The sequence below is a fragment of the Peribacillus sp. YIM B13472 genome, assembly GCF_042788005.1.
GTDB classification, from domain to species: Bacteria; Bacillota; Bacilli; order Bacillales; family DSM-1321; genus Peribacillus; species Peribacillus simplex_E.
Map to the genome: position 1 here is coordinate 1 of NZ_JBHZPG010000019.1, position 25,486 is coordinate 25,486.

A 25,486-nucleotide genomic window follows, 5' to 3' on the forward strand; every position below is an offset into this window, starting at 1 on the left:
ATCATCATTCCTGGCTGGCCACCGTTTTGGCCGCCCATCATCATTCCTGGCTGGCCACCGTTTTGACCGCCCATCATCATTCCTGGCTGGCCACCGTTTTGGCCGCCCATCATCATTCCTGGCTGGCCACCGTTTTGACCGCCCATCATTCCTGGCTGGCCTCCGTTTTGACCGCCCATCATCATGAATCCATCATATGATTCTTCTGACTCATCTTCATATTGGAATGGCATCTCTATTCCCATCTGAGACTCTTTCGGTGACATCCCTGGGTATGGGGCCTGCTGCTGTGGTTGAACGGATTGATATTGGTGATAATCTGGATGGTGATGTGCATTGGCATCCATTTGTTGGCTTCCTTGATACTGCCCCTTCACTTCCGGCCCATAAGTTCCAAGTAACCCCTTATTACAGCCGCAATCCTCCTCATCCTCACCGGCAGTCTGGGAATAATGCGGAGGGAAGTTTTGATTGTATGAAGAAGGCGATTCGCCTGGTGACTCATAATCTTGTTGCATATATGAACCTGCTGCTTGAGCTTGTTGATTCATCCCTCCATAATAATGGTGCGGAACCGGTGCGGAGGCTTGATATGGATAATGTTGCTGACTTGTTTCATTCATGCTCGCCCCTTGGACGAATCCTTGATCCATTTGCATGTCAGGAGATTCTTCCCAAACATCAGAGCTCTCTTCCATCATTTGATAACCTTGCATTTCCGGAGCCGCCTGATACCCTTGTGCGCCTTGATATGGTGCTTGCATTTGCATATGCGCCCATGGTGGCGGCTGAATACAATAACCGCTTCCAGGCAAGATTGGCGTTACTGGAATACAATCATCCACCGGCTCACTATATTCCTGTGCTGGCTGTACAGCTGGCTTTTTCTTCTTCTTTTTAGTTGCTGCAGGCTCTTCTTTTTTCTTTGGTAAAGGTGGTGGTGCTGGAGGCTTTTGCACACTCATATTGGTCATGTTGACCATATAATAATTATTGATGTCGATCTCCGGAATCACCGGCATGGGCACCGGTACTTCTTTTGGAACGATTACTTGCTTTTCTTTAATGATTGGCTTTTGTTGAACGATTTGCTGCTCTTTTACTGGTTTTTGAATGATCGGTTGCTCTTTTACTGGCTGTTGAAATTTCGGCTGCTCTTTTACCGGCTGTTGAAATTTCGGCTGCTCTTTTACCGGTTGTTGAAATTTTGGCTGCTCTTTTACCGGTTGTTGAAATTTCGGCTGCTCTTTTACCGGTTGTTGAAATTTTGGCTGCTCTTTTACCGGTTGTTGCATAATTTGCTGCTCTTTCATAGGTGCTGACTTAGGCTGGAACTGTGGAATTTGGGATTCTTTCATTCCCGGCTGAATATTCACGTTTGGTTTACCCGTTTCTTTTATTACAGCTCCGGATGTCCCCGGTATTTTAATTTTCATTCCGGGCATCATCATGTCCGGGTTGCTCAATTGTGCGTTAACTTTTTTAAGTTCTTCAAAACTAACGCCGTATTTTTTGGCGAGTTTCCAAAGTGTATCGCCTTTTTGGACTATATGAATTTTCACGCTGTTAACCCCTCCTGTGCATATGTCCATATATTCTATGAAGCAGTGGGTGAAATGCTATTATTTTTATCATGAAAACTTATGCGTGAAAAATGACTTTTATGATTGGATCCATGATTTAGGACATAGAAGGTACTTTTTTGGAGAGGAAATAAATGATGGGACATCTCGAAAAAGGAAATTCCCCCCTTTTGATTCAATTCCTGAAACGCTTCTTTCAGGCTTCTGTCTAAACTCAGGGAAATCCGGGTATAAGAAAGTAAATGACCTAAGGCTTTGTCTTCAGGTACTTATCTTACATCCCTGGGGGTAATTATAATGAAATGGAAAGGTAGACAGGGCAGCTCGAACGTCGAGGACAAAAGAGGCATGAGCGGAAAAGGCATGGCCGGAATCGGCGGAGGGGTCGGATTGGTAATTGTCTTGATCGTGACGCTCCTTGGCGGTAACCCAAGCGAATTGCTAGGCAGCTTGAATTCCACTGAATCAAACAATGGCGGCTCTTATGTCGAAACTGATGAAGAGAAGGAACTTGCGCAGTTCGTATCAGTCGTCCTTGCAGAAACGGAACAGGTCTGGACAGAAGAATTCCGTAAAAATGGACTGGATTATAAGAAACCGAAACTTGTCCTGTATTCGGGTAGTGTCGAATCAGCATGCGGGATGGCAGCTTCTTCGGTAGGGCCATTTTATTGTCCGGGTGACATGAAACTATATATTGATCTCAGCTTTTATCAAGAGTTAAAGCAAGAGTTCCAGGCACCCGGGGATTTCGCCATGGCCTATGTCATTGCCCACGAAGTCGGACATCACGTTCAGACACTTTTAGGGACAACGGAAAAGGAAATGCCCGATCGTTCAAAGGTCAGCGAGACCGAATATAATCGGTATTCTGTCCGTCTTGAATTACAGGCCGATTATTTGGCTGGAGTTTGGGCACATCATGTCCAAGGAGAGAATTTGCTTGAAAAAGGCGATCTTGAGGAGGCCTTGAATGCAGCAAGTGGTGTGGGGGATGACCGTATCCAAGAAAAGGCACAGGGGTACGTGGTTCCAGACAGCTTCACGCATGGTACTTCCGAACAGAGGAAACGGTGGTTCAATAAAGGATTTAAATCCGGTGATATGAATGAAGGCAATACTTTTAAAGCGAATAACCTTTAAAAGTTCTTACCTGTTTCGATTACATAAGAAAAAGGGGGTCTAATCCCCCTTTTTCTTATGATCCAAAATCTTTTTAGAAAGCACTGACTCAAACGCGCTCCAGCATTCTGTTTAATGCTAGGATGGCATTATCCGCAATGTTTTTCTCCACTTTTATCGGATTGATGATGATACCTTCTTCAATGGATTCAAGCGCCCATAGCAGGTGAGGCAGATCAATCCGGTTCATTGTAAGACATGGACACATATTCGGATTTAACGAGATGATGTTCTTGTCAGGATTATTGGCGATAAGTCGCTTGACAAGGTTCATTTCCGTGCCGATTGCCCAAGAACTACCTGGTTCGGCTTTTTCGATCATATTTATGATGTACGATGTCGAACCCGCATAATCTGACAGGCCGACTACCTCACGGCGACATTCGGGATGAACGATGATATTCATTTCAGGCTGCTCCGCTCTAAGCGTTTCAATATTCGCCGTAGTGAAATTTTCATGGACTGAACAATGTCCTTTCCAAAGAAGTACCTTCAGATCTTCCAGTTCCCCTTCATAGATCAATTCATCTTTATGCGGATCCCAGACAGCCATTTCATTCAATGGGATTCCGAGGTCAAAGGCGGTATTCCGCCCAAGATGCTGATCGGGAAGAAAAAGGATTCTTTCTTTTTGCGAGAGGGCCCACGAGACCATCCCTTGTGCATTGGAAGACGTCACCGTCGCCCCGCCATTTTTCCCTACAAAAGCTTTGATGGCCGCAGTGGAATTCACATAAGTTAGCGGGAGGATCGTATCGCCAAATAAATCCTGAAGCTTTGTCCACGCCCGTTCCGTTTGTTCAATATCCGCCATATCCGCCATGGAGCAGCCTGCACGCATGTCAGGAAGGATAACCGTCTGCCCTTCTTCCGTCAAAATATCCGCTGTTTCAGCCATGAAATGCACGCCACAAAACACGATATAATCCGCTTCGCGATTTTGCGCGGAAAGCTGGGCCAATTGAAGTGAATCCCCCGTTGAATCCGAAAATTGAATGACTTCCTCCCGTTGATAATGATGACCTGGGATATACAGACGGTTCCCCAGTCGTTTCTTAATGTCATGGACCCGATTCTCCATCTCTTCCTTTGTCATCGTTTTATACTTTTCAGGCAATGCATTTCCTGCTGTTTTAGCCATCTCCAATATGTTCATTTCAATATCCCCTCCTGCTCTTTGACCTTTGCGCTAATATCAAGTGCCCTGACACTGTGCGTCAAGCTGCCTAACGAAATATAATCTACCCCTGTTTCCCGATATGAGGCTAGATTTTCTAAATGGATCCCTCCAGAAGCTTCAGTTATGATGTGGGCGGGAACCAATTTTATCAGTTGCTTGATTTCTTCAGGGCTCCGGTTATCGAACATGATGATATCTGCACCGGCTTCCACTGCTTCAAGCACCTGTTGTGGCGATTCCGTTTCCACTTCCACTTTAGTGGTATGTCCAAGTTTGGATTTTACCGTTTGAACCGCTTTCGTTATGGACCCAGCGAAAGAAATATGGTTGTCCTTTATCATGACTGCATCATACAGACCATATCGGTGATTGAATGCCCCGCCGGAACGGACCGCATATTTTTCAAGCATCCGCAGGCCTGGTGTAGTTTTCCTCGTATCACAAGCTCTCGTCTTCGTCCCCGCTAAAATCATGGCAGCTTTATGAGCCTGTGTCGCAATGCCGGACATACGCTGCACTAAATTCAAAACGACCCGTTCCCCTTTTAAAAGGGAGGCCATATCGCCGGTCATTTTCGCAAGCTGCTGTCCTTCTTCGAAAACTTCGCCATCTTGAACAAAAAGGAAAACCTCGATTTGTTCATCCAACAATGCAAATCCAGTCTTGATGACGTCCCCGCCACTAAAGACCCCGCCTTCTTTTGCGATGAATGTCAAAGTTCCTTGTTCACCTTGATCAAAAATCGTATCACTCGTTACATCGCATTCCCCTATATCTTCCATTAAAAATTGTTGCAGCATCTGCTTAAGCTTCAATATATTCATATAGTCGTCTCCCTTTCACTCGGTTTTTTACATCCGTGCAAGCAAGGATAACCGAATTTTCAAGCCATTGGGTGTCATCTTCGTTAGGATAGTCACTGCGGAAATGACCTCCCCTGCTTTCCGTTCTGGTCAATGCGGATTCGGCAATCAGCCACGCCACGATTATGGCATTGATTTTCGTTATTTCTTGTATCGATAATGCCGTTACTTCCATATGCAGCAATTTTTCGATATTAAATGTCTCAAGATAATCCTTCAGTCGAGTTAAACCCGCTTCATTTCGAACGATTCCCGCTTCGTTCATTAATTTTTCCTGCAATGTCGTGAGATCAGGCAGAAAGGAAATTTGACTGGAACTCTTGGACTGCTCTTTTTCTTCCGGTATCGACCTTGCCGGGACGTTAGCAAAGAAACGGCCAAGCGTATTTCCAAAAACCAATCCTTCGAGAAGGGAGTTGCTTGCCAATCGGTTTGCACCATGTACACCAGTGCATGCCACTTCACCAACTGCATACAAAGAGCGTACAGAGGTTTGCCCCGATTCATCCACTTCAATCCCTCCCATTAGAAAATGGTTTCCTGGTGCAACCGGGATTTTCCCCAATTGAAGGTCCAGCCCGCTTTTTTCACATAATGAGCTCACTGTCGGAAAACGATTTTTAAAATCCTTAATCATCGTAATATCCAAAAATACCTTTTCACCGCGCTGCAAATAAGAAAAAATCGTCTGTGCAACGATATGCCTTGGTGCTAGATCTTTCAAGCTATGGACATCCTCCATGATCGGCCTACCCATTTCTGTCACTAATCTCGCTCCATCCCCGCGAACCGCTTCTGAAACCAGCCCTTTCGCTTTGCCATTGACGAAAAGCAGGGTCGGATGGAATTGTATGAATTCCATGTCACGAACTTTTGCACCGGCCTTGAATGCAAGTGCGATCCCATCACCTGAAACCGTTTGTGAATTTGAAGTGAAATGGTATAGGGAACCACAGCCGCCTGTTGCCAAAACCGTCTGTTCCGCATGATAGGCAACAAGATCCCCTGCTTTATCAAGTGTTTTGACGCCTATGCAAGAATCATCTTGCCCTATGATCAACTCCACTGCAGCAACATGCTCCATCACAGTAATCGATGATTTTTGCAAGCGCCCTATAAGATGTTCCATCATGTACTTTCCTGTAGCATCCCCGTGACTATGGAGGATTCTTCGTTCACTGTGGGCGCCCTCCATGCCAAGCAATAAAGTTCCATCATGATCATGGTCAAATCGCATACCCGAATCAATAAGTTCAGCTATAACCGAAGGTGCCTCTTCGACGAGTTTTTCCACTGCCTTCACCTTGTTATATCGCTGGCCAGCCGCCAGCGTATCTTTCTTATGAAAGGATACTCGATCACGATCAGATATTGCAGCAGCAATCCCGCCCTGAGCTAAATAAGAATTACCATGACGGATATTCGATTTTGTGATGAGTATCACATGCTTATGTTCACTTGCTTCCAATGCCGTTTTCAAGGCAGCAATCCCGCTGCCTATCACGATGATTTCGGCTTTTACCATTATTTCATTCCTCCTGTTTATTACAGGTGTCTTGACAACTATATTTACATATTATTAAACTATTATCAAGAGTTTTTTAAGATTAAAGGATGGAAGTGATTTCTTGATTTATTTGGATTATGCCGCTACAACTCCGATTGATGAGGAGGCTCTCGACGTATTCAGCCAAGCATCCCGGAAGTTTTTCGGGAATGCGAGCAGTTTGCATGATATCGGCTCTGAAGCGGCACGTTTATTGGATATGTCACGGCAGCAACTCGCAGAAATGCTGAACATAAAAAAGGAAGGAATCATCTTTACGAGCGGCGGATCAGAAAGCAACATGCTTGCCATCGATACATTCATGGCTTCGAAACCATCCTGGCAGAACCACTTGATTGTAAGCCGAACTGAACATGCATCTCTTGCCAATTTCGTGGCAAAACTTGAACAAGAAGGATTCGAGGTTACTTATTTACGGCATTTGGAAGATGGCCGGGTTGATATTGAACATCTGCAGGAATGTATGTCGGAGAAAACATGCTTGGTCATTGTCCAGCATGTGAATTCGGAAATCGGGGTCATTCAACCCATTGAGCAAATAAGTGAAATCGTTCGAAAACACCAGGCTTTTTTTCATGTGGATTGTGTCCAATCATTTGCTAAATTACCACTTGGGAAGATAGCTGCCTCATGTGATGGACTATCCGTTTCCAGTCATAAAGTTTATGGTCCAAAAGGGACTGGGGCCGTCATTTTCCCGTCCATCCATCAGTTGAAGCCTGCTGTACCGAATATCACTCATGAATATGGTTTCAGACCAGGAACAGTGGACGTCCCCGGAATTGCTTCCTTCGTAACCGCTGCCAAGAAATTGGGGGATATCATGGAAGATGAACGAAAACGGATTTCCACACTTAGGATGCAATTGATCCAACGGCTAACGGAAAGGAAAATCGATTTTCAAATCATCGAAGCAAAAAACGAGCAATTGCCTCACATTTTGGCGCTGACCTTCGCTGGATTGCAAGGACAGTACATCATGCTGGAATTAAACCAGAAAGGATTCGCGGTTTCGACGGGAAGCGCCTGCCAAATCGGTAAACAGGATCCTTCAAAAACGATGATGGCCATTGGGAAAAGCGAAGATGAAGCCCATCAATTCGTCCGCTTTTCCTTTGGCAAAAACACGACGGCCGACGACATTCACAAGTTGGCGGACTGCATCGAAGGAATAGCTGCCATTCGATAAAACCCTCCAATCTGTGTTAGAATGTTTTTGTAATTAAAGAGGTGAATGTTTATGGAAAGAAAGAAATTACTCGGGGAAGAAAGACGGACGAAACTCTTACATTTATTGCAAACAAGCACGGAGCCTGTAACGGGCAGCGAGCTTTCGCAGATAACGAATGTAAGCCGGCAGGTTATCGTTGGTGACATAACCCTCCTGAAAGCGCGGAAGGAACCTATCATTGCCACGAGCCAAGGCTATCTGTACTTACAAACGGGGAGCACGCAAAATCCGGAAAGGATCATAGCTTGCCAACACGATCCTTCCCGGACCCAAGAAGAGCTATATTTACTCGTGGATATCGGCATCACGGTTAAAGATGTCAAAATCGAGCACCCCGTATACGGCGACCTAACCGCTTCCATCATGGTCAGCAGCCGGAAGGAAGTCCAGCAATTCCTTTCAAGGGTGACGGCAACGAACGCATCTTTTTTATCGGAACTGACGAGCGGCATCCATCTCCATACACTGAGCGCAACATCTGAAGAACTGCTCGACGAAGCGGAGTGTGCTTTAAGGGATGCCGGCATTTTAGTCGATTGAATGAACGTAAAATCCTCAGAAGCCATATCTTTTGAGGATTTTTTTATTGGCCATTATGCTCCCTCATCATCGGAATTGCTTTCATTTGAGCTGCCTTTCCCAGAGTTTTCTTCCTCATTACTTCTCAACTGACCGATAAGACTAATGACGGAACCGACCGCCTGAACCCAGCCTCCCGTCGCTTGGATTAATTCAGCATCAGATGGCTTCTCTTCCAAATAAGGATATTGATATTTTTGTAGTTCCTGCTCCTTTTCTTGCTCTTCTTCCTTTTGATCCTTTTCTTTGTCTTTTTCTAGAACACTATTTTTAAGTTCGGCAATTCCGCCTATCGCTTGCATCGAATTCCCAATCACCTGCAACAAATTTCCCGTAACATTGAAAGCCTGCTCCGGTTCATCCGGATTTTCGTATGCCCCCGCCAAAGCGGTACCTCCGCCCAACGCTTGGATCAAATTACCTTTGATGATCAATTCCTGTTTGGTTACTTCATCGAAATCAATGACTAATCCCAAGATAACCGTCGAATTTCCGATTGCCTGTAATTGGTTACCGAATTTATTCAGCGACCAGGTTTCTTCTGCGTCCGCCAATAAGGCATTTCCTGTTGCTTGAAGTTCATTTCCAATCAAATCCAAGTTATTACGAAATTCTTCGTCCAAGACATCGGATGGTGTACCTGCTATAGCAGAAATGACAGTTCCTATTGCTTGGATCCAAGAACCGAAAGTTTCTTTGAATTGATTATCCATCTCTGCTGACCACCACCCTCTCTCTGCATTTTTGATAAAAAAGGTGCTTCCACCGATTTAGTCATCAACGTATGTATTACTGTTCCTATTTCCACAGGCGGCCTAACGGGATTTACTTATTGTATTTGTGTTCATCACAATCGGTGTTTGTTTACCATCCAGAATCATAGGATCTTTTTATCATGAAAAACTTTCGCCCATCTTCCTCAAAATCAAAATATGAATAGCATTCCTTCCTGCCTATTGCTATATATTTCATCAAATGACAGCCAACCATTTTAGGAACTTATACGCAAGGGAAATACAAATCTTAACAAACACAAAAATGCCCCGGAAATACTCCCGGGGCACCCTTCTTATTCATTGTATAAAACTCAGCTGAGGTTATACCATATATCATTCATCGTTCATCGTTGCGGTACACCAGTTTGGACTTTAAAGCATGAATAGCTTCCCATGATCGATACCGTACATCCTAAGGCCTCGAGCTCAGAGATCGCTCCCGGGATGAGGACATCGTCAAGGGACATTTCGATGTCGATGATGAAGAAGTAATTGCCCAATCCCGTTTTCATTGGTCTTGATTCAATCTTTGAAAGGTTAAGTTTCCTCCAGGAAAAAGCGGAAAGGACTTGGTGCAACTGTCCTGAATGGTCGGCAGGCAGCTGAATCATCAAGGTCGTTTTCTTGTCCCCTTCAACGGTCAAATGCCCTTCATAGTCGACTTCACTGTTGGATACGACGATAAACTTGGTGTGATTATGTTCATAATCGTGAATATTTTGTTTTACAATCGTCAAACCGTACTCTTTAGCAGCCATATCATTTGCAATCGCAGCAATATTGATATCGGGATTCTCCATCACCATCTTCGCAGCGGCTGCAGTGGATGTGACATACTCATATGGAATGCCCCTTAACTCATTATGTAGAAATTTGCGGCATTGAGCAATGGCATGGGAATGCGAATAAACCATGTCAGGTTTGAAACCAGGATATGCATGATCCGGATGCACCATATAATGCTGTTGGATTGGAATCGTCACTTCGCCTTTCATCGGTAATGTGACTTCATGGACTAAGTAATCCATCGTTATATTTACCGAACCCTCCAAAGCATTCTCGATCGGCACGAGCGCGTGATTCACTTCCCCGTCCCGAACAGCATCAAGGCAGTCCGGAATCGTGTTCATCGGTATTTTTATATCATTAGGAAATAGTCGCGATACAGCTAAATCCGTGAACGTTGCTTTTGGTCCAAGAAATGCAATTTTTGATGTCATATTATAAACTCCTTTTCACGGAAAATCTACTGTTTATGTTATGCCATTTTCTGATTTTTTACAATACTTAATCGTTAATTTCCTCTTACAAATGCAAACAGCCTGTAGACAAACTCGATAATAATTGAGGATGTCTACAGGCTGTTTTAGATTTTTTAAATTTGACCGTTGATTGGAACGTAGGGCACTCGCTTTCCGCGGCGGTCCGGGAGCCCCCTCGGCGCAATGCGCCTGCTTGGGTCTCTCTTGGACACGCTTTTCTAAGCAGGAGTCTCGAACACCCTCTCCAATTAACTTCGTTTTAAAATGATGATAAGGATGTTTTCTAAACTTTATTGTATTCAACGAGATCAACTTGAAATGAATGACTGCATGAAACGAATAGGCAAACTGTTCGTTCATCTCTTTAACATAGTAGCCACTCTCAGAATCAGTTGGAAAAGGTTTCGGAATGAGACCATTCCGAAACCTTTTTGTCTACAAACTGACAGCCTGTACATCTGAAATGTACAGGCTGTTTTCATGCGCCGTTACCAATGATTTCGACTTTTTCGACGAACTCCATTTTACGCAGTTTAGTAAGCAGTTCATCAATATTCATTGTCATCCCGCCTGTATTCAGGGATAGGGTGACATTTGCACGTCCCTGCAAAGGAATCGTTTGGTGGATGGTCATGATGTTGCATCCGGATGAGGCGACGAGCCGCAAGAGCTCCGATAGAGTACCAGAACGATCTTCGAGATAGAAGAACAGTGTAATCAGCTTTTCCTTAACTACTGTATGAAACGGAAAAACCGTGTCACGGTATTTGTAAAAAGCACTCCTGCTTAGGTCCACTCGCTGTACCGCTTCCCAAACTGATTCTGCTTTTCCCCGTTCAATCATTTCTTTTGCATCCAGCGTTTTTTTCATCGCTTCGGGAAGGACATCCTCTCGAACGAGGAAAAACTTCTGATCGGCCTTATTCAAACTCCGCACGCCTCCTTTTGCCTGCCATCATGGTTTACAATCAATCAACAAATTCAAATTCATATTCAAGGATACGGACGATATCGCCATTTGTCGCACCTTTTTGGCGTAGGCCTTCGTCGACTCCGAATGAACGAAGCTGTCTGGCGAAACGACGCACGGACTCATCACGGGTGAAGTCAGTCATTTTGAATAGACGCTCGATCTTGAATCCTGATACGGCAAAGCTGCCATCGGGTTCGCGTTCGATGTTAAATTCATCAGACTGTGATGTATGTTTATATAGAACCCGGTGGATTCCAGTATTCTCTTCTTCATGTTCAAGAGGGAACTCAGGCGTCTCTTCGATTTTATCGGCAATTGCATAAAGAAGCTCACGGATCCCTTCACGCGTCACGGCAGAAATCGGGAAGACAGGATAGTCTTCATCCAGCTTTTCTTTGAATGCCGCTAAGTTATCTTCTGAGTCCGGCATATCCATTTTACTTGCTACAATGATTTGCGGACGTTCAGTCAAGCGCAGGTTATACTCTTCCAGCTCTTTATTGATTGTTTGATAGTCTTCATATGGATCCCGGCCTTCAAGACCCGACATATCGATTACATGAACGATTACCCTTGTTCTTTCAATATGGCGCAGGAATTGATGTCCAAGGCCCACACCTTCTGAAGCGCCTTCGATCAGACCAGGTAAATCGGCCATGACAAAGCTGCGGTGATCTTCCGTTTCCACCATTCCCAGGTTCGGTACGATCGTCGTAAAATGGTATTCGGCAATTTTAGGCCTTGCTGCTGATACGACAGAAAGCAACGTGGATTTCCCTACACTTGGGAAACCAACCAAACCGACATCAGCCAATAGTTTCAATTCCATGACTATATCGCGTTCTTGGCCCGGTTCGCCGTTCTCCGCGATTTCAGGTGCAGGATTGGCAGGTGTGGCAAAACGGGAATTTCCCCGGCCTCCGCGGCCACCTTTGGCGATAACGGCGCGTTGCCCGTGCTCAACTAAATCAGCAATGACTTCCTTCGTTTTATCATCAATGACAACCGTGCCAGGTGGTACCTTGATGACCATATCCTTTGCGGCCGCACCATGCATGTTTTTGGACATGCCATGTTCTCCGCGAGGTGCCTTAAAGTGACGTTGATAACGGAAATCCATTAATGTACGCAAGCCCTCTTCCACTTCAAAAACGACATTGGCCCCATTACCGCCATCTCCGCCAGCAGGTCCGCCTTTAGGTATGAATTTCTCACGACGATAAGCAACTATCCCGTTACCACCGTCTCCGCCTTTTACATAGACTTTCGTTTGATCGACAAACATGCTATCACTTCCTTGTTTTCTGCAAGTCATTTCTTGCTGTATACTTCTCTAAAAGTTAATATCCATCTTAAAAAATATTTCATCCTCATTACATTCAAGAATTTCAATTGATTGCTCGGCCGTCAATGAACTTTCCAAAAACTCGATCACTGGGGATTGATCAATGAACCTGCCTTGCATATGAAATGAACAATGCATATCGCTCACTTCTTTTTTACACATGGAAACAGCCAGTATATTTTCAAAAAATGGATCCAGATTCTTATCCAGAATTTTAAAAAAATCGTTTGTCCAGCGATACATCAGCCCGTCCATCTCAGTTGAGCCTTCAAAAACATCAATGATTTCATATTCGCAATAAAAGGATCCATTATTCCAATTCGACGTCAACAACATCTCGGTGAATTTAGGTAAATTCAAACTGGAAAGGCGTGCTTCATTCTGGGTTTCAACAATGATTTCATCAATGATGCCCTTGACACGGTCGATTCTGTTCAACTCCAGATTCCCTTTTATGATTTGAATTTTATTCAGCCAGTCATGCCTGGTTTGACGCAGAGTTTCAATAGTCGTCCAATTTTTATCCATTATTAACACCTTCAATTATGATAAAGAAACTTTTTTGGCTCTATCATGTTGAATACTTCCATTTGTACAGTATATCAAAAAAACAATAAACAGGAAATGAAGCTTGATTCACATGCCTTCACATGAAAGGCCCCCGTCCAAAAAATACAGCCGCACACCCTGAGTTCTTTGGACGATGGTAGAGCCATTTGAACTAAAAAAGAGAATGGGCCTTATTTATGCACCAATTGGAGATATTATAGTTGAATTGGAGTGTCTATTTGGTTTAACCAAATCGGATGGATGATTATTCTTGGATTTCCCCCCTGAAAGTTTAAGAAAGCCCGCCTATTGGCGAGCCATTTGTAAGTCAGAGGTTGTTTTCCTAAATACTAATGACTAAAGTCTCCTGCAAAATGCTGGTCCGTTCCTATAGTATAAATAAAGGGCCGGACCCCTTCATCACTATATAACATACCATTATTAAAAATGCGCGGTATATAGTGTCTTGTAGAAGGAATCAGACCCTTTTGAGTCAGCCTCTGTTCAAAGATGCCAATTATGCTTCTTGTGCAACTGGATATACGCTTACTTTTTTACGGTCACGTCCGAAACGTTCGAATTTAACAACACCGTCTACTTTAGCGTATAGAGTATCGTCTCCACCACGGCCTACGTTCTCACCAGGATAGATTTTTGTTCCGCGTTGACGGTAAAGGATAGAACCACCAGAAACGAATTGACCATCTGCACGTTTAGCGCCAAGACGCTTAGATTGAGAGTCACGTCCGTTCTTTGTAGAACCTACTCCTTTTTTCGAAGCGAAGAACTGAAGATTTAATCTTAACATTTGTTCCACCTCCTATTGGTTGAGGATAATTTTCATGTATTTACCATAATCACGTTCGATAGTTTGCAGTGATATGAGCATACTGTTCAAGAGCAGCTGCACCTTTTCTTCGGATTCCGGTGAAAGATTCGCCGGAATGACGCAGCGAAGATAGCCGCCCTCTCTCCCTTGCTCAATCTCAGGCTCTACATCCGTTAAGGACATAATCGCATTGACTGACCCGAAGGAAACAGCCGATACACCTGCACAAACGATATCAGAACCTTTTTTAGCAAAATTAGCATGTCCGCTTAAGGTGAACGAAGTAATCCGTTCCTGCGGAGCATCAAATACAACTTTAATCATCTAGAATCAGCCCTTACGCGTTGATTGCTTCGATAACAACTTTTGTGTATGGTTGACGATGACCTTGTTTTTTACGATTGTTTTTCTTCGCTTTGTATTTGAAAACAGTGATTTTCTTTTGCTTACCTTGTTTTTCGACAGTACCTGTTACAGTAGCGCCTTCAACTAGTGGAGCACCGACTTTCACGTCTTCGCCACCTACGAATAAAACTTTGTCAAATGTAACAGTTTCGCCTGCTTCTGCGTTTAATTTTTCAATGTAAACCGCTTCGCCAGCTGCTACTTTAATTTGTTTACCGCCAGTTTCGATAATTGCGTACATACTTGCACCTCCTTAAATGTCTCAGACTCGCCAATCACAGGCGTTTTACCAGAAAGGCAAAAACTTAAAACCTGTTGTTGAGCGGTTGTAGCACGGGTGCTACAAACATAACATTAAAATCCTAACATGAAACAGGAAAGGCTGTCAATATATTTATTAGAATTCCCGCTCTTCACTCGAAAGCCCGCCCGATTTCCTGAATGCTTCCGAAGCGCTTGATGGAATAGACATTCCTCGAACCTGGGATAAAAGATAGGAATATCTTTTTAGCGATCAATTCCTCCAGTGTCGGCCGATATGATTCCTTTTCGCCAAGCAGCACGTCCGCCACCGCTTTACTGACCTCCACCCAGACCGCTTCATCATCCGTCTTCCTGTGTTCCAGCAGTTCCCGTTCCAACCGGAACGCCACCGTTTCCGGGCTCTCGATTTTACCACTTCCGCTGCACACGGGGCATGGTACCGACATCATTTCACTTAAAGACGGGGAGGTTCGTTTTCTCGTCATTTGTAAAATGCCCAATTCCGTAAAGCCGATGACCTGAATTCGCTTCTCATCCCTCACCGCTTCCTTTTTGACGATATCGATGATTTCCTGCTCATGCCGTGAATTGTCCATATTGATGAAATCTATCAAGATGATTCCGCTGATATTCCTCAATCTCAGTTGACGGGCGACTTCTTTCGCCGCAGCCTGATTAACGGCAAACAATGTTGCTTCCTTCGCCACCTTACCGGTAAACTTACCTGAATTGACATCGATTACGGTGAAAGCTTCCGTTTCTTCAAAAATTAAATATCCGCCATTCTCAAGCCAAACGATTTTCTTGGCCATTTTCTCAACTTGCGCTTCGACATTCCATTCGGAAAAAATATTCTTTGGACCCGATACATGGGATATTTCCCACTCCTTACGGTTTTCCTGTATCCACTTTTTCAACTCCCGATAAGCCTCGAAATCATCGATGGCAAGTTCCCCTGTCGCCGTTCCCGACATTTCAGAAATGATCATGTCAAGGTATGCGTCCCTCTCATAGAGTATGGACGGTGCCTTGAGGGACGCAGCCTTACCTTCAAGCTCTTTATAGAGCTCCCGCAATCCAGTTAACCTGTCAAGGAATACCGACTCACTTTCGTTCTCCATCGAGGTGCGGACAATCAATCCCTCATCAGGATTTTTATACTGCAAGGCCGTTTCACGCCATTGCTTTTGAAGATCATCGTTTTTGAATTTCTTTGAAACACCAACATAATCTATTCCATGTATGTATACGAGGGAATTTGTTGAAAACTCGATCAGCCCAGTCAATTTAGCTCCTTTGGTGCCCGTTTCATCCCGAGTCACCTGAACTAGCAGCTTTTCTCCCTGATGGACAAATTGACCGATGGATGCTTTCCCATCACTTTTTTTTGTCAGCTGGAAAGAGGGAACCTCGTCACGGTGTAAAAAACCATTCTTCTCTGCACCATAATCAATGAAGACGGCATCCATTCCCGGTAAAACCTTCGTCACTTTCCCAAGATAAATATTACCGACCGTACTGCGCTTTTGAGGCGGCATGATTTCAAGTTTACGTAAAACACCATTCTCTAGTACGGCCACTCTTTTTTCGCGTGAAGCTAGGTTCGCGATCATTTTTTTCATCAAAAAAAATCCTCTCCTCAATTTGAAGAAAGGATAACATATTTAATAAGAATATAATAGGTCGCCTATTTTCCCGTTTGTCATTTTCTCGGAAAAATAGGCGTGAAGGATTTCCGTTTCATCCAACGAGCCGCTCTCTTTCCCGTTTTTCATGATGATGACGGGGTGTTTACAACCGCGTTGAAACAGTTCCAGCACTTTATAAATCGGTTCTTGTGAATCCACCGAGATCGGCTTCAGTTTCGCCAAATCATTCGTATGCCCGTAATGGCGCTGCAAAAGAAAGCGGATGAAAGCATAATACCTCTGCCGCCACTCCATGACGAGTGAGAGACTTATGAAAAAGATGATGAGCCAAATGTTCAAATTGAGCGGATCCAGAATGATCCAGGTCAAAAAAGCCAGGACAGCGAATACTGCAGAAAAGTGAAGTGTATGTTTCTGCGCTTCCAGAAAGGTGCAGTATAGGGATACACCGATGAATAGCAGCCTTCCCCCGTCCAAGGGCCAAATTGGCAGCAGATTAAAAATCAGCAGCATAAGATTCATATACAAAAATGGCTGATACAGCTCATATGGGATGATAGAAAAGAAATAGAGCAAAAAAGCTGCACCAATGAGCCAAACATGTTGAAGCGGACCGGCAAGCACCACCGCCAAATCCTCCTTCAAACTCTTATTTCCGTACTCCTCAGTCTCGACAGCCCCGCCAAAAGGAAGCAGCTGGATTGACTTTATCCGCCATTTGAAATGCTGGGCACAGACAGCATGCCCCATTTCATGAATGAAGACGATGAGCAACAGCATCATCACTTCAACGAAATGGGCAGTGAGGATGGCAATGCCAATGACAAACCACAATGTCGGGTGCACCCTGATTTTAAACAGTAATTTCCCATATTCACTCAAAGGAAATCACCTTTTTAGGATCGACGAAAGCATCATTTTCTTTTATCGCCAAATAAAACCTGCCCTTGGATCCATCTTCACTTAGTGTAACCTGTCCGACTTCATTGCCCTTTTTAACGAACTCATACAATTTCACATCAATTCCTTCCAGCTGCCCATACCAAGATTCACTTTTATTGGCATGCTGAATGACGACCGTCTTTCCAATCCCCTCCTTTTCACCGGCAAAAATGACTACCCCTTCATTGACGGCCTCGACCTTTGAACCTTTGCTCGTTTCCAATATGATCCCCTCACCGTTCGTCTCGAAGTTTTGGGTAATCTTCGCAGAGGCTGGCATTGCATATTCTTCATTCGAATCAACAGTTTCCTTATCGGCTTCATTCGGTAAAAAAGCGATCGGTTTACCAAAAGCACTTTCATACCAGTTGGAGATTGAAGCGAACTGAAATTCCTTGTTCATGTTCTCCGTGACAAAACTTCTGGCAGGGTCCAGCCGCACAGAAGGGTGTTTGAACATCACAGCGATAATCAAGAACAGGCATACACTCGCAAGGATTTTAAAGAAAAAATATTCTTTCTTGAAGAGCGGATGATCTTTCTCGGAAAACCCGTTATATGAATCAATCCCATATGGTTCCTCATTGTTGATCTCCGTCCAACTGCTGCCACCTGCCGGTTTATCATTGAACTTGCGTCTCTTGGCGATACGATTTCGGATATCTTTCCTGCGATCATCCATTCAAGATTCCCCCCCCTGCTCATGTCAAAGCGCTATATTACAACTTATGAGCAACTTGTCCAGACTATGACGGAGAAAAGATTTTCTTTCTGCACATCCCTGAAAAAATTTTTTCCAATGAAAAATCATCCGAAAACTTATGAATTTCCAAGGAGATTCGGGTATCGATTCAGAAAATCGAATAATTGAGATTGATATTGTTCCCCGAAATTTGTTATAATAAAGTGGTTTTAACATTATTGAGGGGGAACATTTTTTTATGTCAATCGAAATAGGCAGCAAAGTACAAGGTAAAGTAACAGGTATCACTAATTTTGGAGCATTCGTAGAATTACCAGGAGGCTCAACAGGTCTTGTGCATATCAGTGAGGTAGCAGATAGCTATGTAAAAGACGTAAATGACCATCTTAAAGTAGGCGACCAAATTGAAGTAAAAGTGATTAGTGAGAAAGACGGAAAAACTGCCTTGTCCATCAAAAAGGCTATAGATAGACCCGAAGGGCAAACCTCTTCTTATACCAAACGCCCACCACGCCAAGGGGATAGCCGTTCTAAAGATTTTCGTTCAAAAGGTAATTTCCAACCAAAGGAAAATTTCGAAGATAAAATGGTTCGCTTTTTAAAGACTAGTGAAGAAAATTTATCGACTCTTAAACGCAGCACCGAATCAAAACGCGGCGGCAGAGGCGGAAGACGCGGATAACCCGCGCTGCATTTTTAGCATATAGATCAGGCAAGCCAGTACATGGCTTGCCTTTTTTATTTTGCAAGAAGCATAAAAAAAAGCGAGGGCATCAAATGCTCCCCGCTTCCTGACAAAAGAAATATAGATTTACCGCACGCTAAAGAATTTTTTCAATTTGGACATGAAGCCCTTTGGTTCGCCGCCAATTGGAGTCAAGGGCACAGATTCACCAAGGATCCTTCTGGCAATGTTCCGATAGGCAAGCGAAACTCTATTGTCCGGATTATAGGCAATGGGTTCCTTTTTATTCGCTGCCACAATGACTTGGTCATCATCAGGAATGACGCCGATCAAATCAATCTTAAGAAAATCGGCAACTCCATCGATATCCATTTCTTCATCCTCATGTAGCAAATGGCCGCGTATCCGGTTGATGATCAATTGAGGCGGTTCAATATGCTCTTCTTTTTCAAGCAAGCCAATGATACGGTCTGCATCCCTGACAGCCGGTCTCTCTGCAGTCGTAACGATGATTGCCTTATCCGCCCCAGCTATGGCATTCCTGAAGCCCTGTTCAATGCCTGCAGGGCAATCAATGATGACATAATCATAGTCAGGCTTCATATCGCTTATGAGTTTCCTCATCTGCTCTTCATTCACCACTGTTTTATCACTATTTTGTGGAGCTGGAAGCAAATAAAGCAAATCCTCGAAATGTTTATCCTTAATGAGCGCCTGGTGTATTTTACAGCGCCCTTCGACCACATCGACCAAATCATAGATGATCCGATTTTCCAATCCCATGATTACATCCAAATTCCGAAGACCAATATCCGTATCAATCAAGCAAACCTTCTTGCCTAGAAGAGCTAAAGATGTTCCTAAATTGGCGGAGGTGGTCGTTTTCCCGACACCACCCTTACCGGATGTTATAACTATTGCCTCTCCCACGATTAGAGACCCCCTTCTAATCTATTTAAATTAGGTCTATATTTCTTTAAGACTTGCAGTTTTTCTATAATGATATTTTCTTCTTCATCCATGAAGGCACATTCCAAGTCATGTCCCCATTTCGTATATTGGTCAGGAGATAAATTAACTTGTCCGGCAATGCGCAGCTGGGCAGGCTTCATGACAGAGGCTGCTATTATGGCCTCATTATTCCCTTTATAACCGGCATGGGCTATTCCCTTTAGCTGTCCCATGATATATATGTTGCCACCCGCACGAACCGTTCCGTCGGGATTGACATCCCCAATTAGAAGTAAGTCTCCGGGAACTTCAAAAACCTGTCCCGACCTTATGATCTTGGTCACGGTCGTCACTTGGTTTTCTTCTTTCCATCGTTTCGCTTCATCCTTCGTCAGGACATTCGAAATCATCTCATCCACGAAAAGCTTCTTCTTTTTATGGATGACCTCTTTAATCTTTTCTTCTTGTTGTTCATCAAGATAGCGGTTCCCTGTATGTACTTTTACGGAAATGGACGGGTCATTTTCTTGAAACTGATAGTTTGCCGAAAGCTTCACTTCTAACTCTTTCAATAATTCGGAAAATGAGCAAGAATCATCGAGATGAAGCATAAACCCGTCTTTTGTTCCCTTAATCATGACATTTTGCTGAATTCTTTTATTCATGACGTTTGTTTCACCTCAATGAAATATAATTCGACATAGGAAAACAAATTTCCTTTTTCTACGTACACGGAAAAGAGAAATTACATTTCCCACCTGCTTCTTAAGGCACAGGAAAGTTATTCCGTTTCTCCTTGCAAATCAAGCTTTTCAATCATTCTCTTTAAAGGATAGCAGCTGATGATAATGAACGCTAGATTCAATAATAATGTCGGAATCAATCTCCGTTCCGCAAATTCACCAAATCCCATATGTGCAAAAGATAGGATGCTATTCATCTGAAAGATGACAACCTCTAAAACTGCCGTGAATAAAAGCGCAGTAAGGCAGGCAACCAATATATTATTCTGCAGGATTTTCATGCTTTTCGATATCAGATAGGCAAGAAAAGGCAGCAGGAACATGTAAGTCCCAAGGATTTCCGTATATACAACATCATAAGTCAACCCAAGAATCGCCCCATAAAGCATACCCATTTTCCTGGACCCGTACATGGTCAGGAAAAAAACGAAAATCATCATGAAATGGGGCACGAGGATTTTATCGGTCCCGAATGAATCCCCAGCGAACATCTGGGCGAAGATGCTTTCAAAAACAAAAAAAACCAAGGCTATAAAAGAAAGGATGAAATATCTCACTCAGCTTCATCCTCCCCTTCACTTTCTTTCGGTAAACCGTCCACTTCGCGCTGAACGACCATAACATTATTAATATCATAAAAATCCGTCGAAGGTTCAATATACGCGGTCTGGTTCAATCCATATTGATCCACTTTGACATCGACAACTTTCCCGATCAGCAGACCTTTCGGAAAGATCCCTCCATAACCGGATGTGATGACCAATGAATTTTCCTTGATCTTTTTATCATATGGAATCCGTTTCATCAGCAAAAGGTTCTTTTTATCATCGAATCCTTCAATCAAGCCATATGCTTTATCATCACCTTGAACGATGGCTGAGACACGGTTGGCTTTATCGATCGAACTTAAAAGTTGAACGGAGGCCGTGAAATCCGTCGCTGATTTCACCTTACCGACTAACCCATTGGACGTGATGACTGCCATGTTTTTTTCTACCCCATTACGCTTCCCTTTATTGATCGTCAGCATTTCATGCCAGCGGTCGGGATTACGTCCAATGACCGTCGCCTGAGTGGGCGAATACTTCCGCAGGTCATCTTCTTTTTTGAGGTTATCGCGAAGTTCTTCATTTTCTTCCTTTAAATCTTGGACTTGGGTTTTCAATAATACATATTCATCCAAGCGGGCTTTCAATTTTTTGTTTTCATCGTATGTATGTTGAAGGTCTTTTAAGCCCCCTACAAAACCTGTTATACCCGATACTGGCTTATTAAACACATTTCCTACCCAGCCTGTCGTATCTTTCAGGAATTGCTCCGGCCAAGTCAACTCTTCTCTCTCCCTTAATGAAAAACCGATCAATGCCACGAGAACGATAATACTAACGAGCAAGAGAAGGAGCTTTTTATTAAAAAACTGTGGCATGGTGATTACACCTCTATCTAAAATTTACTCTATGGTCTTAAAATTACACTATGGATTTTAATTAAACTGCAAAACATAAGAAAACCGGCTCAAAATTGCACCTTTTGTTGAGCCGGCCCTATTTGAGAAGTAATGCTTATCGCGAATCTCTTGATTTAGTCTTGAATAAATGAATGTGGTCCAGCGCTTTTCCCGTTCCGATTGCAACACAATCCAGCGGATTTTCAGCGATGATCACCGGCATTTGCGTTTCTTCACTGATGACTTTATCCAAATTGCGCAGCAAAGCACCCCCGCCTGTCAATACAATGCCTCTGTCCATGATGTCAGCGGCTAATTCAGGTGGTGTTTTCTCTAAAGTGTTTTTCACGGAATCCACAATTGCAGAAACTGTGTCGCTTAATGCTTTGGATATTTCCTCAGCTGTGATTTCGATCGTTTTCGGTAACCCAGTCAATAGGTCACGGCCGCGAATTTCCATGTTTTCTACGCCTTCCGTGTCTCCAGCAGAACCAATTTCCATTTTGATCGCTTCAGCAGTACGCTCACCGATCATCAAATTGTAGTTCTTACGGATGTAAACGATAATGGCATCATCCATTTCATCACCGGCAATACGGATCGATTGGCTTGTAACGATTCCGCCAAGGGAAATGATTGCCACTTCCGTCGTTCCTCCGCCGATATCAACGACCATGCTTCCTGTAGGCTCCCAAACCGGAAGGTCCGCACCGATCGCTGCTGCAAACGGTTCTTCGATAGGATATGCGTCACGGGCTCCAGCTTGTCTAGCTGCATCGATGACTGCACGCTGCTCAACTGCCGTAATTCCAGAAGGCACACAAATCATGACATATGGCTTGTTGCCGAATACGCCCTTCTTTTGAGCTTCCTTCATATAGTACTTCATCATGGTAGCCGTCGTTTCATAATCAGCAATTACCCCATCCTTCATCGGGCGAAGGGCAACCACGTTACCAGGTGTACGGCCGATCATGTTTTTCGCATCGTTTCCGACTGCAACGATTTGCTTTGTATCTGTTTGCACAGCTACAACCGATGGTTCACGTACTGCGATACCTTTTCCTTTCACATAAACAAGCGTATTCGCCGTTCCTAAATCAATCCCTATATCTCTAGCGCCAATTCCAAACATTATGGTATCTCCCTTTCGTAAACAAAAATGCCTTTTTATAAGTTCAAATAATAATTTGTCGTTTTTTGACAATAAGAGTTTTGAAAAAGTTTCCTCTTTTAAAAATCATAAACAATATTATATCGTATCGTCAAAAATTTTGATAGTGTCATAAATAACCTTTTTCCTTCAAACTAACATATTTATGTTCCCCGATAATGATGTGGTCCAATACTTCAATCCCGATTATTTTACCACATTCGACTAACCTTTTCGTCACTTCAATATCTTCTCTGCTGGGAGAGGGGTCTCCGGAGGGGTGGTTATGAAGACAGATGATAGAGGCAGCGGACCTTTTGAAAGCCTCTTTAAAGACCTCGCGCGGATGCACGATCGAGGCATTGAGGCTGCCGATGAATACCGTAGTTTTTTGAAGCACTTGATTTTTCGTATTTAAATAGAGACAGACGAAATGTTCCTGTGATAAAAACCGCATTTCTTCCATGCAATAGTTGGCTCCATCTTCAGGAGATCGAATCACATAACGGTCTTGATCATTCAAATTGTTAATTCTCCTGCCAAGTTCGACAGAGGCCAGGATTTGAATCGCTTTTGCTTCACCAATCCCTTTGATCACGGTCAGTTCTTCCACAGTGGCTTCTTTTAGCAAGCGCAGGCCCTTGAAGGAATTGATGAGTCTGCCGGATAGTTGCAGGACTGACTCCTCCCTTGACCCCGTCCTGAGTAGCAAAGCAAGCAATTCCTGATTGGAGAGACTCTGCGGCCCGTCCTGCAGAAACCTTTCGCGCGGCCGCTCTTCTTTCGGGTAATCCCGTATTAACATTTTTTCGCTCAAAAGATCAACCCTTCCTTAGAAAAGGGAAGATGCCAGACGAAATCAAATTATCTTATCCTAACTCTTCCTGCATCGCTTTAAGTTCCCGGGCCAGTCTTGAGACCGGAAGCCCGACGACTGAGAAATAGTCCCCTTTGATTTGTTCGACAAGAAGAGATCCGTATCCTTGAATCCCATAGCCGCCAGCTTTGTCAAAGGGTTCCCCGCTATCCAGATAACGATCGATTTCAGCTTCTGGCAGCTCCCAAAATGTCACTTCCGTTTTTTCTGCGAATACTCTGCGATGCTTGCCGAATAGGATGGCGACACCTGTGTATACTTCATGTGTCCGTCCTGATAACATTTCCAGCATTCTTTTTCCATCCGCCCGGCTTGTCGGCTTGCCCAATATCTCACCATCAAGGACAACAACGGTATCCGAGCCGATCACCCAGCTTTCCTGAAATTTTGCTGCGATGGCTTCCGCTTTACGGGAGGCCAGTTCTTTCACCGCTGCATCAGGACACATGTTTTCATCAATACTTTCATCGACATTGGAATTCATGCTTTCAAAGGGGATTTGAAGAAATTGTAGAAGTTCTTTACGACGTGGTGATGAAGAAGCTAAAATCAATGGCTGCATAATATAAAAGTCACCTTTCTTTACATAGGGAGATACAATATCTATCCTATCAAATTATGGTGCAATCCACAATTATTGTTTACTAGGAATCGACAAATGCCTGTAAGTATTTCCCGGAAAATAAAAAAGGTGTCACAGATGGTTTCATATTGGGGAGCTTGTCCCATTAGGCAGCCCCCCTTTTTTTTTTACTTAACTCGATATGTTTTGGAAATTCAATAAAAAATCAAGCAGACTTTCTTGAGCCTGGAATAGCTTTTTTTCATTTTGGGAAGTCCCATATTCGTCAATCGACTTTGCGGCAGCAGTCAGGTCATCGTTCATTTTCGAAAACTCGGGCGATAATTTCACTGCCTTCAGTTCATCCATGTTTTTTTTCAGGGTTTCTTCGTTTACCGTCCCTTCCTTTCCACGAAGCATTGTTGCGGATGTTTCTGCCAACGAAGCATATACTGCCTTCATCTTATCGAGGGTTTTCTCATCTTCCCGGCTTGTCCCAGCCGCTTCAAAATTGATTTCCTTCCAATATACGTCCACATTATAGGACTTTAAGAACAAGGCCAGCTCCTTACTTGAAGCTAGACTCTCTGCCGATCCCAAGAATAGATAATAGCTGTCTTCCAATTTGAAAATTTCAGCGGGAACCTGCTTTTCAATGATTTTCTTTTGTATTTGCCTTGCTGCATCCTCGCTGCTGAATACTCCTCCCTGTACAAGGAATGTCTTCAGCTGGTTTCCTGGTTCAGTCACTGCCGCTTTTTTATCCTCAACAGTGGCTTCCGTTGGAATCGGGGTCTCGACCGAAGATACTTCTGCTTTTTCCTTTGTAATCGTTTTAACGGCGATCAAGCCGAGAATCGACCCAAAAAAAACGGCACAAATGACAGCGATCATGAATGTCTTGATCGGTCTGTTATCCGAGCTTTTCAGCGAACTGGTGCCAAAACCGATGAACTTCGGCATTTTAGTCTTCGGCGGTGAGGGAACCAATACGATTTTGTTTTCGTTTGAATCCTCAGGGAGTATCCATTCGAAACTCTCATCTGTGTGTTCCTGTTCCTGCTCCTTACTCGCCGCCTCTTGACTTTCAATCTTTTTATCTGGAAATACTTTTTCTTCCCCATTTATTTTAATCGTTACACCCTTGCTTTGTTCCGGCTTGACCAATTTTTTTCCTCCCCTCCAG

27 protein-coding genes and 1 other annotated feature are annotated in these 25,486 nt (G+C 43.7%); of the genes, 4 read left to right on the forward strand and 23 right to left on the reverse strand.

Going from position 1 to position 25,486, the window contains the following annotated elements:
- On the reverse strand, nt 1-1,562 hold a 1,562-nt coding region (safA, locus tag ACFX4I_RS15370), incomplete at its 3' end, for a SafA/ExsA family spore coat assembly protein (protein WP_377421615.1).
- 318 nt (nt 1,563-1,880) lie between these two features.
- Here safA and ypfJ point away from each other — a divergent pair.
- A complete protein-coding gene (gene ypfJ / locus ACFX4I_RS15375; RefSeq protein ID WP_377421617.1) occupies nt 1,881-2,726 on the forward strand; it encodes a KPN_02809 family neutral zinc metallopeptidase in 846 nt (281 codons plus the stop codon).
- Between the two features lie 88 nt (nt 2,727-2,814).
- Here ypfJ and nadA read toward each other — a convergent pair whose 3' ends face one another.
- Genes nadA through nadB form a run of 3 tightly spaced genes read right to left on the reverse strand, consistent with a single transcriptional unit; the run spans nt 2,815 to nt 6,333 of the window.
- Nucleotides 2,815-3,921, reverse strand: coding sequence for a quinolinate synthase NadA (nadA, locus tag ACFX4I_RS15380; protein WP_230304075.1), 1,107 nt, complete (start codon nt 3,919-3,921; stop codon nt 2,815-2,817).
- Complete coding sequence (nadC, locus tag ACFX4I_RS15385) at nt 3,918-4,769, reverse strand: carboxylating nicotinate-nucleotide diphosphorylase (RefSeq protein ID WP_230304076.1); 852 nt, start codon at nt 4,767-4,769, stop codon at nt 3,918-3,920. The genes nadA and nadC overlap by 4 nt, the downstream gene beginning before the upstream one ends.
- On the reverse strand, nt 4,750-6,333 hold the full coding sequence (gene nadB, locus ACFX4I_RS15390) for an L-aspartate oxidase (protein WP_377421619.1): 1,584 nt from the start codon (nt 6,331-6,333) through the stop codon (nt 4,750-4,752). Before nadB ends, nadC begins: the two co-directional genes overlap by 20 nt.
- 103 nt (nt 6,334-6,436) lie before the next feature.
- Here nadB and ACFX4I_RS15395 point away from each other — a divergent pair, with 103 nt between their 5' ends.
- Together ACFX4I_RS15395 and ACFX4I_RS15400 are read left to right on the forward strand one after the other, a co-directional pair.
- Nucleotides 6,437-7,564 carry an IscS subfamily cysteine desulfurase gene (locus tag ACFX4I_RS15395; RefSeq protein ID WP_377421621.1) on the forward strand — a complete coding sequence of 376 codons (1,128 nt, stop codon included), beginning with the start codon at nt 6,437-6,439 and terminating at the stop codon, nt 7,562-7,564.
- Nucleotides 7,565-7,615: 51 nt separating this feature from the next.
- Entirely contained in the window at nt 7,616-8,146 is a 531-nt protein-coding gene (locus ACFX4I_RS15400; RefSeq protein WP_377421623.1) for a transcription repressor NadR, read from the forward strand.
- Nucleotides 8,147-8,199: 53 nt separating this feature from the next.
- Here the strand turns inward: ACFX4I_RS15400 and ACFX4I_RS15405 are convergent, their stop codons facing one another.
- The 11 genes from ACFX4I_RS15405 to ACFX4I_RS15455 form a co-directional block, all read right to left on the reverse strand.
- Nucleotides 8,200-8,898: a DUF6944 family repetitive protein gene (locus ACFX4I_RS15405; RefSeq protein ID WP_230304080.1), complete on the reverse strand. Its 699-nt coding sequence runs from the start codon at nt 8,896-8,898 to the stop codon at nt 8,200-8,202.
- Nucleotides 8,899-9,305: 407 nt separating this feature from the next.
- Nucleotides 9,306-10,181, reverse strand: a complete 876-nt coding sequence (gene pheA / locus ACFX4I_RS15410; protein WP_230303945.1) for a prephenate dehydratase — start codon at nt 10,179-10,181, stop codon at nt 9,306-9,308.
- Between the two features lie 520 nt (nt 10,182-10,701).
- A complete protein-coding gene (locus ACFX4I_RS15415) occupies nt 10,702-11,151 on the reverse strand; it encodes an ACT domain-containing protein (protein ID WP_063232841.1) in 450 nt (149 codons plus the stop codon).
- Nucleotides 11,152-11,191: 40 nt separating this feature from the next.
- Nucleotides 11,192-12,481, reverse strand: coding sequence for a GTPase ObgE (obgE, locus tag ACFX4I_RS15420; protein ID WP_377421626.1), 1,290 nt, complete (start codon nt 12,479-12,481; stop codon nt 11,192-11,194).
- Between the two features lie 48 nt (nt 12,482-12,529).
- A complete protein-coding gene (locus tag ACFX4I_RS15425; RefSeq protein WP_098370077.1) occupies nt 12,530-13,069 on the reverse strand; it encodes a Spo0B domain-containing protein in 540 nt (179 codons plus the stop codon).
- Between the two features lie 538 nt (nt 13,070-13,607).
- The gene (rpmA, locus tag ACFX4I_RS15430; RefSeq protein ID WP_034308845.1) at nt 13,608-13,898 is read right to left on the reverse strand and encodes a 50S ribosomal protein L27; all 291 of its coding nucleotides are present in this window, start codon (nt 13,896-13,898) and stop codon (nt 13,608-13,610) included.
- A 12-nt stretch (nt 13,899-13,910) separates the two neighbouring features.
- Entirely contained in the window at nt 13,911-14,243 is a 333-nt protein-coding gene (locus ACFX4I_RS15435) for a ribosomal-processing cysteine protease Prp (protein WP_056525537.1), read from the reverse strand.
- A gap of 13 nt (nt 14,244-14,256) precedes the next feature.
- Nucleotides 14,257-14,565 (reverse strand): 50S ribosomal protein L21, encoded by a 309-nt coding sequence (gene rplU, locus ACFX4I_RS15440; protein WP_034308849.1) that lies wholly within the window; start codon nt 14,563-14,565, stop codon nt 14,257-14,259.
- 13 nt (nt 14,566-14,578) lie between these two features.
- Nucleotides 14,579-14,662, reverse strand: a sequence feature (ribosomal protein L21 leader region).
- Between the two features lie 75 nt (nt 14,663-14,737).
- Entirely contained in the window at nt 14,738-16,210 is a 1,473-nt protein-coding gene (locus ACFX4I_RS15445) for an Rne/Rng family ribonuclease (RefSeq protein WP_283933097.1), read from the reverse strand.
- Between the two features lie 42 nt (nt 16,211-16,252).
- The gene (locus ACFX4I_RS15450) at nt 16,253-17,119 is read right to left on the reverse strand and encodes a M50 family metallopeptidase (RefSeq protein ID WP_098370075.1); all 867 of its coding nucleotides are present in this window, start codon (nt 17,117-17,119) and stop codon (nt 16,253-16,255) included.
- Nucleotides 17,112-17,861 (reverse strand): M23 family metallopeptidase, encoded by a 750-nt coding sequence (locus ACFX4I_RS15455; protein WP_230303943.1) that lies wholly within the window; start codon nt 17,859-17,861, stop codon nt 17,112-17,114. Before ACFX4I_RS15455 ends, ACFX4I_RS15450 begins: the two co-directional genes overlap by 8 nt.
- 259 nt (nt 17,862-18,120) lie before the next feature.
- On the opposite strand from ACFX4I_RS15455, the gene ACFX4I_RS15460 reads away from it, so the two are divergent.
- Entirely contained in the window at nt 18,121-18,564 is a 444-nt protein-coding gene (locus ACFX4I_RS15460; RefSeq protein WP_034308861.1) for a S1 domain-containing RNA-binding protein, read from the forward strand.
- A 129-nt stretch (nt 18,565-18,693) separates the two neighbouring features.
- Here the strand turns inward: ACFX4I_RS15460 and minD are convergent, their stop codons facing one another.
- The 8 genes from minD to ACFX4I_RS15500 all read right to left on the reverse strand — a co-directional run bounded on the left by minD (nt 18,694) and on the right by ACFX4I_RS15500 (nt 25,467).
- Nucleotides 18,694-19,497, reverse strand: a complete 804-nt coding sequence (minD, locus tag ACFX4I_RS15465; protein ID WP_230303942.1) for a septum site-determining protein MinD — start codon at nt 19,495-19,497, stop codon at nt 18,694-18,696.
- 2 nt (nt 19,498-19,499) lie between these two features.
- Nucleotides 19,500-20,183 (reverse strand): septum site-determining protein MinC, encoded by a 684-nt coding sequence (gene minC / locus ACFX4I_RS15470; RefSeq protein ID WP_230303941.1) that lies wholly within the window; start codon nt 20,181-20,183, stop codon nt 19,500-19,502.
- A 116-nt stretch (nt 20,184-20,299) separates the two neighbouring features.
- The gene (gene mreD, locus ACFX4I_RS15475; RefSeq protein WP_377421629.1) at nt 20,300-20,818 is read right to left on the reverse strand and encodes a rod shape-determining protein MreD; all 519 of its coding nucleotides are present in this window, start codon (nt 20,816-20,818) and stop codon (nt 20,300-20,302) included.
- Complete coding sequence (gene mreC, locus ACFX4I_RS15480; protein WP_377421631.1) at nt 20,815-21,687, reverse strand: rod shape-determining protein MreC; 873 nt, start codon at nt 21,685-21,687, stop codon at nt 20,815-20,817. Before mreC ends, mreD begins: the two co-directional genes overlap by 4 nt.
- 136 nt (nt 21,688-21,823) lie before the next feature.
- The gene (locus tag ACFX4I_RS15485; protein WP_034308871.1) at nt 21,824-22,843 is read right to left on the reverse strand and encodes a rod shape-determining protein; all 1,020 of its coding nucleotides are present in this window, start codon (nt 22,841-22,843) and stop codon (nt 21,824-21,826) included.
- A 148-nt stretch (nt 22,844-22,991) separates the two neighbouring features.
- Entirely contained in the window at nt 22,992-23,666 is a 675-nt protein-coding gene (gene radC, locus ACFX4I_RS15490; RefSeq protein ID WP_202311677.1) for a RadC family protein, read from the reverse strand.
- 64 nt (nt 23,667-23,730) lie between these two features.
- On the reverse strand, nt 23,731-24,300 hold the full coding sequence (locus ACFX4I_RS15495; RefSeq protein WP_283932009.1) for a Maf family protein: 570 nt from the start codon (nt 24,298-24,300) through the stop codon (nt 23,731-23,733).
- 192 nt (nt 24,301-24,492) lie between these two features.
- A complete protein-coding gene (locus ACFX4I_RS15500; protein ID WP_377421633.1) occupies nt 24,493-25,467 on the reverse strand; it encodes a hypothetical protein in 975 nt (324 codons plus the stop codon).
- Nucleotides 25,468-25,486 lie beyond the last annotated feature (19 nt).